The organism is Psychrobacter sp. VH5 (genome assembly GCF_050572635.1).
Lineage (GTDB): Bacteria > Pseudomonadota > Gammaproteobacteria > Pseudomonadales > Moraxellaceae > Psychrobacter > Psychrobacter celer.
The window spans coordinates 2511131-2525229 of the sequence record NZ_CP192145.1 but is presented as its reverse complement, the minus strand read 5'-3'; the positions used below and the strand labels follow the sequence as shown (position 1 = coordinate 2525229).

At 48.2% G+C, this 14099-nt stretch carries 11 protein-coding genes; 4 read left to right on the top strand and 7 right to left on the bottom strand.

From position 1 onward, the window contains the following. Positions 1–295: 295 nt before the first annotated feature. The 5 genes from hutI to hutU all read right to left on the bottom strand — a co-directional run bounded on the left by hutI (position 296) and on the right by hutU (position 8205). On the bottom strand, positions 296–1636 hold the full coding sequence (gene hutI, locus ACNFVB_RS10540; protein WP_430737460.1) for an imidazolonepropionase: 1341 nt from the start codon (positions 1634–1636) through the stop codon (positions 296–298). A 432-nt stretch (positions 1637–2068) separates the two neighbouring features. Beyond that, entirely contained in the window at positions 2069–3148 is a 1080-nt protein-coding gene (gene hutG, locus ACNFVB_RS10535) for a formimidoylglutamase (protein ID WP_430737459.1), read from the bottom strand. Positions 3149–3340: 192 nt separating this feature from the next. Beyond that, positions 3341–4903, bottom strand: coding sequence for a histidine ammonia-lyase (hutH, locus tag ACNFVB_RS10530; RefSeq protein WP_430737458.1), 1563 nt, complete (start codon positions 4901–4903; stop codon positions 3341–3343). 109 nt (positions 4904–5012) lie between these two features. Then, complete coding sequence (locus tag ACNFVB_RS10525; protein WP_430737457.1) at positions 5013–6404, bottom strand: YjiH family protein; 1392 nt, start codon at positions 6402–6404, stop codon at positions 5013–5015. 67 nt (positions 6405–6471) lie between these two features. Continuing rightward, positions 6472–8205, bottom strand: coding sequence for a urocanate hydratase (gene hutU, locus ACNFVB_RS10520; RefSeq protein WP_430737456.1), 1734 nt, complete (start codon positions 8203–8205; stop codon positions 6472–6474). A gap of 318 nt (positions 8206–8523) precedes the next feature. On the opposite strand from hutU, the gene ACNFVB_RS10515 reads away from it, so the two are divergent. The 4 genes from ACNFVB_RS10515 to ACNFVB_RS10500 all read left to right on the top strand — a co-directional run bounded on the left by ACNFVB_RS10515 (position 8524) and on the right by ACNFVB_RS10500 (position 12074). Further along, entirely contained in the window at positions 8524–9273 is a 750-nt protein-coding gene (locus ACNFVB_RS10515; RefSeq protein ID WP_430737455.1) for a UTRA domain-containing protein, read from the top strand. A gap of 369 nt (positions 9274–9642) precedes the next feature. Beyond that, positions 9643–10479, top strand: a complete 837-nt coding sequence (locus ACNFVB_RS10510; RefSeq protein WP_430737454.1) for a transporter substrate-binding domain-containing protein — start codon at positions 9643–9645, stop codon at positions 10477–10479. Beyond that, complete coding sequence (locus ACNFVB_RS10505; RefSeq protein ID WP_075100545.1) at positions 10479–11216, top strand: amino acid ABC transporter permease; 738 nt, start codon at positions 10479–10481, stop codon at positions 11214–11216. The genes ACNFVB_RS10510 and ACNFVB_RS10505 overlap by 1 nt, the downstream gene beginning before the upstream one ends. Positions 11217–11330: 114 nt before the next feature. Further along, positions 11331–12074 carry an amino acid ABC transporter ATP-binding protein gene (locus ACNFVB_RS10500; RefSeq protein WP_430737453.1) on the top strand — a complete coding sequence of 248 codons (744 nt, stop codon included), beginning with the start codon at positions 11331–11333 and terminating at the stop codon, positions 12072–12074. A 142-nt stretch (positions 12075–12216) separates the two neighbouring features. On the opposite strand, the gene ACNFVB_RS10495 is transcribed toward ACNFVB_RS10500, so the two are convergent. After that, the gene (locus tag ACNFVB_RS10495; RefSeq protein WP_430737452.1) at positions 12217–13167 is read right to left on the bottom strand and encodes a DMT family transporter; all 951 of its coding nucleotides are present in this window, start codon (positions 13165–13167) and stop codon (positions 12217–12219) included. Positions 13168–13416: 249 nt separating this feature from the next. After that, complete coding sequence (locus ACNFVB_RS10490) at positions 13417–14076, bottom strand: anthranilate synthase component II (protein ID WP_430737451.1); 660 nt, start codon at positions 14074–14076, stop codon at positions 13417–13419. Positions 14077–14099: the final 23 nt, after the last annotated feature.

The window sequence follows — 14099 nt, the reverse complement described above, 5'->3', positions numbered from 1 at the left end:
ATAGACGGTGGGTTAGGTTTTTGTCATGTGCTCATTATAGTATAGTCGATACACTCTAAAAATGTCATAGCGCTACTGGGATGCTATTTTTAAACGTAGGTTGCGCAGCCTCTGGGAATGCAGCACGCAAGTAAAATTTATACCAGTAGCGCGTTCAAATCCATAACAGTTTTACATTCAGCTAACTATATAAAAAAGAAGGTGCCTAGGCTTGTTTGAATTTTGAAAATAGAAAAAATCTGGCAATAAAGTATTGCCAGATTTTTTGTTATGAATAGGTTTTTATAGTGGTTTGTTATACCGCTTCACGCCATCTGCCTTGTACCATGATACCTGTGATAGGATTTAGCCCCATCTGATAAGCAAGGTCAGCAGGGCGGGCGATGTCCCATAATACCAAGTCAGCATCACAGCCCACTTCTATCTTGCCTTTTTTGGCGAGGCCTAATGCTTGCGCTGCATGCACGGTTGCGCCTGCCAACACTTCTTCAGTAGTGAGATAAAATAAAGTACAGCCCATATTCATCGCCAATAACAGCGAGGTGAGCGGCGAGGTGCCGGGGTTACAATCGGTTGAGATAGCCATCGGCACCTGATGCTTGCGCAATGCTTCAATCGGTGGCAGCTTGGTATCACGCAGCGTATAAAAAGCCCCTGGCAATAGCACAGCTACCGTGTTGCTTGTGGCCATTTTTTTGATATCATCTTCTGCCAAGTGCTCAAGATGGTCGCTTGATAATCCTTGGTATTCTGCTACCAAAGCGCTGGCACCTATGTTTGAGAGCTGCTCAGAATGCAGCTTCACAGGCAAGTCTAATGAGCGAGCAACATCAAAGACGCTCTTAATTTGCTCACTACTAAAGGCGATGTTTTCACAAAAACCATCGACCGCATCGATTAAGCCCTCGCTATGTAAGATGGGCAACCACTGGCAAACTTGCTCAATATACGCATCGGCACGGTCTTTATACTCTGGCGGTAGCGCATGAGCGGCTAAATACGTGGTGCTGACATGAATGTGGTGTTTGTCGCCGAGCGCACGAGCGACTTTTAGCATTTTACGCTCAGTGTCTAAGTCCAGCCCATAGCCTGATTTGATCTCGATACTGGTCACGCCCTCGCGCAAGAGGGCGAGCAGACGTTTTTCACTTTGGGTAAATAGTTCTTCCTCACTTGCTGTACGAGTAGCGCTAACAGTTGAGACGATGCCGCCACCTTGTGCGGCGATATCTTGATAACTGGCACCTTGCAAGCGTGCTTCGAACTCGTTGCTGCGATTGCCGCCATACACGATATGGGTATGACAATCGATAAGTCCGGGCGTGATCCATTTGCCATGTACGTCTTTGATTTGATCGCTTTTATAATGAGTCAGATGCGGCTTGATTTGCTCATACGTACCAACCCATGCGATTTTGCCGTCTTTGATACCGATAGCGGCGCTTTCTAACTGACCATAAGGAGTGCTTTTGTTTTGATCATTGTTTTGATTGTTGCTCTGATTGTCGCGATAAATATCAAAGCCGTATTGCGCTGAAAAGGTGGCAAGATTGGCATTGATAATGAGGTGATCAAATGAAGTCAGGATGGAGTCGTTTATATGCATTTGATCTGTAGGATGTATTGTATGAGTCATGGTGTGCTCCTGCTTATTAGTATAGATTTAGTGCAGCCATCCATCGTCCGTTTATTTTAAAATAGACAGTGTGTCGTTGGTAAAAACGCTTCTTGCTGTGGTGCTGCTGACAGAGGGTGTGCAAAATTTACTTCAGTAACCTTGTATGGTTGGTTTATTTTAAAATGTTATAGCATGACTGGTACAAATAATTTTACTCGCTTGTTGTGCGCAAGCGAGACAAAGGCTTCGCAAAATTTATCCCAGTCACTTATATCAATAGCAACCACATTTTGATTCTATAGTTAGCTTAGCTGAATGTAAAACTGTTATGGATTTAAACGCGCTACTGGTATAAATTTTACTTGCGTGCTGCGTTCCCAGAGGCTGCGCAAAATTCATCCCAGTAGCGCTATGACATTTTTAGAGTGTATCGACTATATATCGATTTATTTATACTAAAAGTAAATGCTGCTCGATAATAGTCGCTAAGAGGCGAGCGGCGACTTTACAGCTGCGTGCATCAATATCAAAGGTCGGGTTAATCTCAGCGATATCAGCCATTTTTACTTTGCCTGATGCCATGATACATTTGACCGCGCGCTCAACGAATGCCAAATTAATACCATAAGCGGCGGGCGCACTGACCCCCGGTACCACGCTTGCTGGCAAGCAATCCATATCAATGGTTAAATAGATGACATCAACGTCATTGATAAAGGTCTCTATTTGCGCCGCAAGTTTTTTCCATTTCTTATTGGCGCAATCTTCGTCACTGATAATATGCACGCCTAACTGCTCAGCACGGTCAAAGAGTGCAGCAGTGTTGGAAAACCGGCTGACGCCGATACAGCAATAGTGAAATGGCTGATCTTGTGCTTCAAGGTGCTCGGCTATTTGGCGAAATGGTGTACCAGAGGTGGCGACATCAGACTGACGAATGTCCAGATGCGCATCAAAGTTAATAATGCCAATACGCAGCGGCGCATCGTTGTTACTGGTAGCATCTGCCTGCTGTAGCGCCTGCCACAATCCCAAAAAGCTACCATAAGCGATGGCATGACCACCACCAAGTCCGACGGGCAGGCCGCCTTGCTGGATAATGTGACTGACTTTATCAGCATAGGTTAATTGAGCTTGCTCAAGGGTACGCTCGGCAAAATCATCATTATCATGACAATGAATATCGCCAGCATCACCCAGTAGCGTTGATAGTTGCCCATCAAAGCGCTGTTGTAGCTCAGCGATGACGGGTAGCGCAGCAAATGCCTGACGAATCAAAGGCGGCGCCGCTCTGGCTCCCACGCGTCCTTGATTGCGTCTGACACCTTGGTCACAAGCGAACCCAACCAGTCCAATGCGCTGGCCGTTTTGCTGGTTGTTTTGTTGACTGCTGCTATCAAAGCTATAAGGCTGCGCTATTTGATACCAATAGCGGGCGCGTGCAGACTCAAACGGCTCGGCACGTCCAGTCCAGCGGCTCATATCAGCGGCGCTGTGGCTCACGGCTGTGTCAGGCATTGGTAGGCTCATTGCTGATTTCCTTTAATCCGTATTGCTTGTGTATAGTCGATCCGCTATAAAATAAGTACAGTGCGACTGGTATAAATTTTCTTTGCTTGCTGTGTGACTTCGTCACTCCAGAGGCTGCATAAAACTCATCCCAGTAGCACGCCATAAAATCTGTACTCTTTTTATTTAGCACTTACTATAAAAGGATGCTACTTATTTAGACTCGTACCAATCGCTACGCAATGCCTGCCAATGCTTTGTCAGTGCGCCATCTAATACCAGCTGTTTTGCCGCTTCGATATCAGGGGCTAGGTAGCGATCTTTGTCATAAAAAGTCACCTGTTCACGCAGCTTTTGATGCGCAGCCTGTAATGCTTCGGAAGTAGCAAGGTTATGATGGAAGTCAATCCCTTGACCAGCAGCCAATAGCTCAATACCAACGATGGTAGCGGTATTTTGCGCCATCTCATATAGGCGGCGGGCGCTATAGGTGGCCATCGACACATGGTCTTCTTGGTTGGCAGAGGTTGGGATGCTATCGACACTGCCTGGGTGAGCCATAGATTTGTTTTCTGAAGCCAGCGCTGCGGCCGTCACGTGAGCGATCATAAAGCCGGAGTTTACCCCTGCATTTTCTACCAAAAATGGCGGTAGGCCACCTGATAAGGTTGCATCAATCAATAACGCCACACGGCGCTCAGACATAGAGCCAATCTCAGCGATTGCCAAAGCGAGCATATCTGCGGCAAAGGCCACTGGCTCGGCATGGAAGTTACCTCCTGAGATAGCCACTGGGCCATCATCGTTATTGAAAATAAGGGGATTATCCGTTACTGCATTGGATTCTATTAATAACGTCTTGCCTGCTTGGTTGATGATATCAAGGCAAGCGCCCATCACTTGTGGCTGGCAGCGTAAGCAATACGGATCCTGCACGCGATCATCTTGCTCGTCATTGTGCGAAGCACGAATAGCACTGCCTTTAATCAGCTGACGATGCGCTTTGGCGATCTCTATCTGACCATGATGACCACGCACTTCATGAATACGGGCATCAAATGGCGCATCCGAGCCTTTGGCAGCATCAATAGACATAGAGCCGACGATGGTGGCGGTCTCAAGTAAATCTCTTGCTAAGAAATAACCACGCAATGCCAGTGCCGTTGAGACCTGTGTACCATTGATAAGGGCAAGGCCTTCTTTGGCCGCTAGAGTGATAGGCTTAAGACCATGCTGCGATAATGCCTCAGCGGCAGGGACTTTTTTGCCGTCAACATAGACATCGCCTTCGCCCATCATCGCCAGCGTCATATGCGATAAAGGAGCAAGGTCACCAGAAGCCCCAACGGAGCCTTTGGCCGGAATGTTTGGCGTAATTTGATGATTAATTAAGCCAAGTAAGCTATCGACGACCTCGCGGCGGACGCCAGAGGCGCCTTGAGCGAGGCTGGCTACTTTCATCACCATAATTAGCCTGACCACGTTGTCTGGTAGCGCCTCACCCGTACCCACTGAATGCGAGATGATCAGGTTGCGTTGAAGCAGTTCGAGCTGGTCATCGCTGATACGGGTCTTTGCTAACAGGCCAAAACCAGTATTGATACCATAAGCGCTCTTATCACGTGCGATGATGGTACGTACATCGTTATGTGAGGCATCGATTGCCTCATAAGCGCTGGCGGGTAAGGTGAGGTGGACAGGGTGATTATAGATATCACGTAGCATCTCAAAGCTTAGCTTACGTGGATGGAGAGTCAGAGTTTTGATAGCGGTCATAGGAGAGTCCCAAAGTTAAAAACAATATGAATAATATAAATAATATGCTTTAGTGTTCTGATTTACTTAATGGTATCGGCTCGGCGCTGATGCTGGCAGATGACGCGATTTAAGCCATCCAGCCTACATACATAGCAAAATGTCCGAACGCGGCTGCGAGTAGGACGCTAAGGGCCACACGCTCAAACCATATGACGATCATTTTGCCAACCGATAATGGAATTTCTGTTGCAAGTACACACGGAATCATGGCAGAAAAAAACAGCACGCTGCTAATCGATATCACCCCAGCGACGTAGCGTGTTAGGATATCTGCCTCACTGAGTAGTAGGGCTGGCAAAAACATTTCAGCGAGCCCAGCAGACATACCTTTAGCAGCCACTAAAGGCTCTGGCAAGCCGCCGAGCCACGTAAATGGATACAAAAGCAGACCCAATATATCAAACACTGGGGTGTATTTGGCTAACAAAAGACCGGTCAGCCCGACAGCAATAATCGAGGGCACAATGGCAGCAGCCATCATCAGACCATCGCGAAAATTGGACCATAAAATCTGTTTTAGGTCAGTTGCCTGACGCGACGTCGCTAAGCCTAAATCAAACGCGGCGGCCAGCCGCTTGCCGCGGGTATGATCGAGGGTTGGACGCTCCACCTTATCATCAAACAGACTGATGGGCGGAATACGAGCGGTAATAGCGGTGACGATAAAGGTAATCACCAGTGTTGACCAAAAAAATACATTCCAAAACTCCATCAAGTTTAAGGTTTTGGCAACAATCACCATAAACGCTGCCGATACCGTAGAAAACCCAGTCGCAATAATGACGGCTTCACGCGCTGAGTATTGTTTTTGTAGGTACACACGATTGGTAATCAATAAACCAATAGAGTAACTACCCACAAAAGACGCAACGGCATCAATAGCTGATGAGCCAGGCGTTCTCCAAATCGGTTTCATAATCGGCTGCATCAGCACACCGACCATCTCAAGCAAACCAAAACCCACCAAAAAAGCCAAGATTAATGCCCCAATAGGTACAATCATACCCACGGGTAATGCCAGCTTTTCAAACAAAAATGGCAGCATATCAGCTTCCATCATATAGGCAGGGGCGGTGCCAGTCATATACATCACCGCCAAAACCAAACCGATTATCTTAAACACGGTCAGGGTCTTGTGGGTGAGGTTTTTGCGCCATGAACCGTCTATGAATGGCTTGCTAACACCAAATATCATCAGCAAAAACAACAAGGTCACAGATAAGGTGTGTTGCTGAGTGACCAGATAAGTGGCCCCATGATCAAACAAAATCGTGCTTTTGTCACCGATGGTAAAGGGCACAAAAAACATCACCAAGCCAATAGCGCTACATACGATTAGCTGTATTAGTGCGATGGGTTTAGATAGCAGCTTTTCAGACCGTAGGCTAGCAGGCGCTGGACTGTCTAGAGGCGTTCTAGGCACAGAGCTGCCTGGAGGCAAAATATCACGTTCAGACATATTATCGTCCTTGATAAAGTGTTGATGATGTCCTTATATCATCCGAGCATATAAGGACAGTAGCAAGCTATTTAATCATCGGCAGATGTAAACCATAGTCCTTGGCGGTTTTGATCGCCAGCTCGTAGCCGGCATCGGCATGACGCATCACCCCTGAGCCGCAATCATTGACCAGTACGCGCGCCAAGCGCTTGGCTGCGCTCTCTGTACCATCGGCGACGATGACCATGCCAGAGTGCTGCGAGTAGCCCATACCCACGCCGCCGCCATGATGCAATGATACCCAGGTGGCGCCGCCTGCGACATTGAGCATACCATTTAATAGCGCCCAATCCGACACCGCGTCTGAGCCGTCTTTCATGCTTTCAGTTTCACGGTTTGGGCTGGCAACAGAGCCAGTATCTAAATGGTCACGGCCGATGACGATGGGGCCTTTGAGCTCACCGTTTTTGACCATCTCGTTAAATGCCAAGCCTGCTTTATCACGCTCGCCCAGACCTAACCAGCAAATGCGGGCTGGCAGACCTTGAAATTGAATACGCTCTTTTGCCATATCCAGCCAGCGATGCACATGGGTGTTTTCAGGGAACAGCTCTTTGATTTTTTGATCAGTTTTGTAGATATCTTCTGGGTCGCCTGATAGCGCCACCCAGCGAAACGGCCCTTTACCTTGACAAAACAGTGGTCGTACATAAGCGGGGACAAAACCTGGGAAATTAAAGGCGTCTTTTACCCCTTCATCAAAGGCCACTTGGCGGATGTTATTGCCATAATCAGTGGCAGGGATACCCATGTCTTGTAGGTCCAGCATGGCCTGTACGTGTACGGCACAAGAGGCAGCAGCAGCTTTGCTCAACGCCGCGTGTTGCTCTGGGTTTTCTTGTGCCGCCTTCCATTCTTCAACGGTCCAGCCACTTGGTAAGTAGCCATTGATTAAGTCATGAGCAGAGGTTTGATCAGTGACTAGATCAGGTTTGATTTCACCTGCATTGGCGCGCTTGACCATCTCAGGCAAGATATCGGCGGCGTTACCAAGTAGGGCGATAGAGACGGCTTCACCAGCGGCGGTATGCTGCTTGATCAGCTCATAAGCATGATCGAGATCGTCCGCTTGCTTATCGACGTAACCGGTGCGCAAACGAAAATCGATGCTGGATTGCTGACATTCGATGTTCAAAGAGGTCGCACCAGCAAAGCTTGCGGCCAATGGCTGCGCGCCGCCCATACCGCCAAGACCAGCGGTCAATATCCAGCGTCCGCTCCAATCGCCATCATAATGCTGGCGGCCTGCCTCGACAAAGGTCTCATAAGTGCCTTGGACGATGCCTTGGGTGCCGATATAAATCCAGCTCCCAGCGGTCATTTGCCCATACATAAACAAGTCTTTACGATCCAGCTCGTTAAAATGCTCCCACGTTGCCCAGCGCGGGACAAGGTTAGAGTTGGCAATAAGCACGCGCGGTGCGTTTTCATGAGTTTGAAAGACGCCAACGGGTTTGCCAGATTGTACGAGTAAGGTCTCATCGTCTTCTAACTCTTTAAGAGAGGCGAGGATTTGATCATAGCTCTCCCAATTACGGGCAGCGCGTCCGATACCGCCATAGACGACTAGGCTCTTTGGGTTTTCGGCCACGTCAGGATGTAGATTATTTTGAATCATACGATAAGGCGCTTCGGTCAGCCAGCTCTTGCAGTGCAGCTCGCTACCAGTGGGCGCAGCGATTTCACGGCTGTCATCAAGGCGGGTAAAGGTGTTTGCCTTAAGGGTGTTGTTTGTGGTGGTTTCTTTGGCAGTAGTCATGAACAGATCCTTTTGAATGTGCATCGCTTATTTATGCCGCATGTTTACGTGGTCTATTTGCGCGGCATTTAGTGATAATATTGAAAGTACCTAATAAGTTGTATATACAAATTATCAAAGATTTATTTTTCATGCAAGCATTTTTTTGTATGGGGTAAGATCTTTGACGTACGTCTGTCTTGGTGACGGCTTTTCTTTGTCTTCTGTGGTCGGTGATCCAACGCAGGTAGTGATTAATGGATGAGGGCTGCCGCGGCGACGGATGGTCATGGTATTATGAAGCTATTATTTTGCTAAAACTGACGGTAAAACACGGACATGACAAAACAAGTTCCCGCTTATCAGCGGATCAAAAACGCAATCTTGGATAATATTCACTCAGGGAAGTGGCAAGCAGGTGAGGTCATCTCTACAGAGATGGCGCTGGCTGAGGAGTTTGGTGTATCGCGCATGACGGTCAACCGCGCGCTAAAAGAGCTGAGCGAGGAGCGAGTATTAGAGCGCCGGCAAGGCTCAGGGACCTTTGTCGCCCAGCAGCAGTTTAATCATACCTTTGTAGAGGTGCGCAATATCGCCCAAGACTTAAAGTCAGCTAACCGCGATTATCAAGCGCAGGTGGTGAGCAAACGTGTGATCACCGCAAGTATGTTAGATGATGAGCTGCGCCGTAAGTTTGCTATCGACAGTGCGGCAACCACAGGCGAGAGGAGCGCGGCAGATAGTAGTGCGGCGGTCTTATACGAAGTAAAAATCATTCATTTTGCGGATGCTCAGCCCATACAGTTTGAAGAGCGCTGGGTCGATGCACAAAAACTGCCTGAGTTTATCGAACAAGACTTTAGTATTATCAACACCAGTGAGTACTTGATTGCCAAAAGTCCACTGGAGCGCGGTAGCTATACCATTCAGGCGCTAGCAGCACCAGATGAGATCGCCGCGCTGCTACAGATTGCCCCGCAGTCTCCCACATTGGTGCTGAGCCGTCAGACCTATTCAGCAGGGAAGGTATTGACCTTTGTCAAAATGTGGCACGCAGGGGAGCGCTATCAGTTCTCAGGCGAGCTGTGACCATAAACGTACAGAGCTGGCTGTTACTCACTGTTTTTGTACGTTTATTCTTACCTAAGTGCGCTAGTATAGAAACAATTGAGCTTTTGTGTTTGAAAACCCTTTGTTTTAAAGATAGGGACAGGCTGTGATAAGAAAATGCAGAAAGTAGCCAACACAGTATTGAAAAATTTATCTGCAGTCCTCAAATCGGGCAGCTAAAGCCGATGCGCGCTGTGCGGACACTGTCCAAATACGATTTGTTTGTAAAGGTGTTTGCCTGCATGGTTTTATCATACTGTTTTCTTATACAGCTTTTGCATACAGCATGGCACCCTATACTTTTGCTAGACACTTTTAGACTTATTCATTCATCTATAAGGACGCCTTATGAAACGTCGTACTCTTTTAGCCCTCGCCGCCAGCACAGTCCTGCTCGCTGCTTGTGGTCAGTCTACTACCAATGACGCCGATAGCAATGCGACTGATAACGCCGCGAGCGGTGACTCTGATATGCTGCAACGCATCAACGATGGCGGCACGATCAATGTGGGTACTGAGGGTACCTATCCGCCGTTTACCTATCACGATGAAAGCGGCAAGCTGACCGGCTACGATGTCGAAGTCACCCGTGCGGTGGCGGATAAGCTCGGCGTCGATGTTGAGTTTAAAGAAACTCAGTGGGATGCAATGCTAGCAGGTCTCGACTCTAAGCGTTTCGATATGGTGGCCAACCAAGTCAGCCTAACGACGCCTGAGCGCCAAGCAAAGTACGACCTCGCGCAGCCTTATAGCTGGTCTGGCGCTGTGGTACTAGCGCCCACCGATGACAATCGTTATGGCTCATGGGATAACCTAAAAGGTCTACGTAGCGCCCAGTCGTTAAGCAGTAACTATGGTGAGCTGGCCGAACGCTATCAAGCCGAAATCGTCCCTGTCGATGGTATGGCGCAAGCGATTCAGTTGGTCAAGCAAGGCCGCGCTGACTTTACCATGAATGACAATTTGGCCGTACTTGATTATCTAAAAAAATTCCCAGATAGTGGCCTTGAGATCAAGCTGGTTGCTCCGGCCGACGAGCAGCGCGGTTCAGGTTTGGTACTATTAAAAGGCAATGATGCTGTCGTGACGAAGTTAAATAAAGCCATGAGCGAGCTGCATGCCGACGGCACGCTGACCGAGCTTAGCGAAGAATTCTTTGGTGCTGATATAAGTCAACAAAAATAATGCTAGCGTCTCTTACCTCAGCGTTAACCGATTTATTGGCACTACTGCCCTTTATGAGTCCTGATCGGGCGCAAATCGTCATCGACTCGTTTTGGCCGATGCTCAAGGGCGGTATCTACTATTCGATACCGTTGGCTTTGATTTCGTTTGCCATCGGTATGATGATTGCGCTTATCGTGGCGCTGATTCGTATCGTGCCACGTACCGGCTGGCTGCATGAGATTGTCTACCGTCTGGCTCGTATTTATGTCTCGGCGATTCGCGGGACACCGATGCTGGTGCAGTTGTTTATTATCTTTTATGGCCTGCCAAGCGTCGGCGTCAAGCTCGACCCGTTTCCTTCAGCGATTATTGCCTTTTCGCTCAATATCGGTGCTTATGCCTCAGAGACGGTACGTGCCTCGATTTTGTCGATTCCAAAAGGCCAGTGGGAAGCAGGCTCGACGGTCGGTTTGACGTATCTGCAGACTTTTCGCCACGTGATTTTGCCGCAAGCGTTACGGGTATCGGTACCGCCGTTGTCCAATACCTTTATCAGTCTGGTCAAGGACACGTCATTGGCGTCGCTGGTATTGGTCACAGAGCTGTTTAAGCAAGCGCAGATCATTACCGCCCGCAACTATGAGTTTATGCTGGTCTATACCGAAGCGGCCTTTATTTATTGGGCCATTTGTTTGTTTTTGACCTTTATTCAAGGCAAGCTTGAGACCAGACTCGATCGTTATGTGGCCAAATAACCGACAAGTATTGGCCACTGCCGCCATTTCACTCAAGCGACGAGCCAAGTATGGTAGTAGCTATTTGTTTACTCGTGTTTTGTTATTATTCTTTATTTGTCAGCGGAAACCTCTATGATTCAAGTCAGTAATATTCACAAAGCCTTTGGTGACAATCAAGTGCTAAAGGGCATCGACTTGACCATCGAAAAAGGCAAGGTGGTGGTGATATTAGGGCCATCAGGGTCGGGCAAAACCACGTTTTTGCGTTGCCTAAATGCGCTGGAGATACCCGATCAAGGCGTTATTGCTTTTGAAGACGGTAGTTTGACGGTAGACTTTGCCACCAAGCCTAAGAAAAAAGCCCTGTTGGCACTGCAGCGTAAGTCTGGCATGGTGTTTCAGTCTTATAATTTGTTTCCGCATAAAACAGCGATAGAGAACCTAATGCTTGGGCCGACGGTGGTACAAGGGCAAAGCAAAGCCCAAGCGCGTACGCAGGCGCTGGCCTTGCTCGATAAGGTGGGCTTGGCAGACAAAGCCGATCTGTATCCGTTTCAGCTATCAGGTGGTCAGCAGCAGCGCATCGGCATTGCCCGCGCTTTGGCCATTGAGCCGTCGCTGTTGCTATTTGATGAGCCGACCTCAGCGCTCGATCCGGAGCTGGTACAAGATGTGCTTGAGACCATGAAGCAGCTGGCAAGTGAGGGCTGGACGATGGTTGTGGTCACGCATGAAATCAGCTTTGCGCGCGATGTCGCCGATCATGTGGTATTAATTGAGGATGGCCATGTGGTTGAGGAGGGCAGCGCTCAGCAGATGTTTGAGCTATCCACTCACCCGCGTACGCAAGCGTTTTTGCAGCGTATTGAACAATAATAGATTTACAGCCATCCAAATCATCTATCAAATCTCTATAGCACCAGCCTTTAATTTTAAGCGAAATAAAGCCCCAACTGTGGTGTCATGGTTGGGGCTTTATTTGTTTTTAAGTTGTTTTTTCACTGAGGCTTTTGTTTTGCTAAAAAGATTTTGGTCGCCGTCTGAGCCAGCGTGGCACTCGAGTAGTAGTACCGTTAAGTAGCGCATTAAATAGCGCGGCGAGTAAGATAAGCATGACGCCTAAATACTGAACAAGGCTAAGCGACTGGTTCAATAATAAAATCGCTAAGGCAATAGCGGTCAATGGCTCAAAGATAGTAAAGACCGATGCGCGCGTGGCAGGCAGTTTCTCTAATGCTTTCATATACAGCGCAAATGGCACTACCGTACCAATCAAGGAAAGCCCCAGTGCGTAGCCCCAGGTGGCCAGAGGTAAGGTGGATAACTGCCCGTAAGTACGATACGTCTCAGGCAACAACAGCAGTGCGCCAGCACTGATGATAATCGAGGTAAAAAACACCAACGGCGCAGGGTGGGCATAATGCATCGCGCGTTTGCCAAGCACACCATATAACGAATAACACACCCCTGCTAATAGCCCCAATCCTATACCCCAGTTGACTTGCGCGCCATCTCCTGCCATCGTCAGACCTACCCCAAATACTGCAACTAAGGCAAGTAGCGCTGACTGACGAGTGATAGGCTCCTGCAATAACACCGCAGAAAACAGCAGGCTAAATACTGGTGCGGTATATAGCAAAGCAACCGCAGGGCCAGCGCCGACATAGATGACGGCAAAAAAATAACAGAGCGACATACCCAGTACGCCAATCAACGATTGCAATACCAAGCCGCCCCATTGTTTGGCGCTAAGCTTGAGCAGCTGCGGGTAGAGTTTGGGCAGCATAAAAAGAACAATTAACGCCGCGGTCACGATACGCAAGATAGTCACCTGCCAGCCACTAAAGCCTAATTGGTTCAGATAGGTTGAGAATATCCCAAGCGTGCCCCAACAGACTGCAGCGCTAATGATTTGAAGGGTGCCTATCCATGACTGCCGCGCTGTCATCGCGCTCTCGGTATGTGCCATATCGCTCTCTATTTTATTTTCTAGAAAATTCAAACAATAAGCTGTATCAGTCTTTAAGCTAATGGCGCTTTTTTTTGACTTGGTGCTCGTTGCCTATTGCTCATCACTCATTACTATGCTGAAATAACAAAAGACAACCTTGTTAAAGGCTGCCTTTTGTTTGTTGTTTTCAGTCTAACATTAAAGCGTTAATGAAGGACTAACACAAGTCCATTAAACTTAAAAGTCGATTTACTTGGGCTGCATGATTTAAACTTGCAGTAAAAAATTGCCTAGCAAGCGTTTGGCACCTTCTGTGGCAAATGACTCTGGATGAAATTGCACGCCCTGAATCGGATAGTCGGTGTGGGCAAGTCCCATTATCTCATCGCCTGCGAGCGCCGCCTCTGTCAGGCTCAAGTGATGATGGGCGTCATTGGCAACGACAGCAGTGACGGTTAAGCAGTCAGGTAGCGTATCCGCCTTTACCATAAGCGAGTGATAGCGCATGATTTCTACCTCTTGTGGCAAGCCTTGATAAACACCTGCATCGTCATGGCGAATGGCAGAGACTTTGCCATGCATCGGTACGCAAGCTCGTATCACATCGCCGCCGAATACGTGGGCGATACCTTGCATGCCAAGGCAGACGCCCAATATCGGCGTGGTTTTTCCCATGATTTTGATGACTTCTGCACAAATACCAAAGTAAGCAGGATCATCAGGTGCGCCTGGGCCAGGTGAGATAATAATGCGGTCCAGATTCATCGCTTGTATGTCAGCCAAGGTGATCTCGTTGTTGCGTTTGACGATGACGTTTGCAGCGCTAGCGCCGTCTTTATCATCCTCCATGGTTTGCAAGATCTCGCCGATATATTGATATAAGTTAAAGGTAAACGAGTCGTAGTTGTCGATAATCAAAACATTCATAAGTCATCACTCTTTGCTGAAGT

Bases quoted from the DNA above. Each gene is read 5' to 3' on its own strand.
- hutI (WP_430737460.1), bottom strand. From the start codon at position 1,636: ATGACTCATACAATACATCCTACAGATCAAATGCATATAAACGACTCC.
- hutG (WP_430737459.1), bottom strand. From the start codon at position 3,148: ATGAGCCTACCAATGCCTGACACAGCCGTGAGCCACAGCGCCGCTGAT.
- hutH (WP_430737458.1), bottom strand. From the start codon at position 4,903: ATGACCGCTATCAAAACTCTGACTCTCCATCCACGTAAGCTAAGCTTT.
- ACNFVB_RS10525 (WP_430737457.1), bottom strand. From the start codon at position 6,404: ATGTCTGAACGTGATATTTTGCCTCCAGGCAGCTCTGTGCCTAGAACG.
- hutU (WP_430737456.1), bottom strand. From the start codon at position 8,205: ATGACTACTGCCAAAGAAACCACCACAAACAACACCCTTAAGGCAAAC.
- ACNFVB_RS10515 (WP_430737455.1), top strand. From the start codon at position 8,524: ATGACAAAACAAGTTCCCGCTTATCAGCGGATCAAAAACGCAATCTTG.
- ACNFVB_RS10510 (WP_430737454.1), top strand. From the start codon at position 9,643: ATGAAACGTCGTACTCTTTTAGCCCTCGCCGCCAGCACAGTCCTGCTC.
- ACNFVB_RS10505 (WP_075100545.1), top strand. From the start codon at position 10,479: ATGCTAGCGTCTCTTACCTCAGCGTTAACCGATTTATTGGCACTACTG.
- ACNFVB_RS10500 (WP_430737453.1), top strand. From the start codon at position 11,331: ATGATTCAAGTCAGTAATATTCACAAAGCCTTTGGTGACAATCAAGTG.
- ACNFVB_RS10495 (WP_430737452.1), bottom strand. From the start codon at position 13,167: ATGGCACATACCGAGAGCGCGATGACAGCGCGGCAGTCATGGATAGGC.
- ACNFVB_RS10490 (WP_430737451.1), bottom strand. From the start codon at position 14,076: ATGAATGTTTTGATTATCGACAACTACGACTCGTTTACCTTTAACTTA.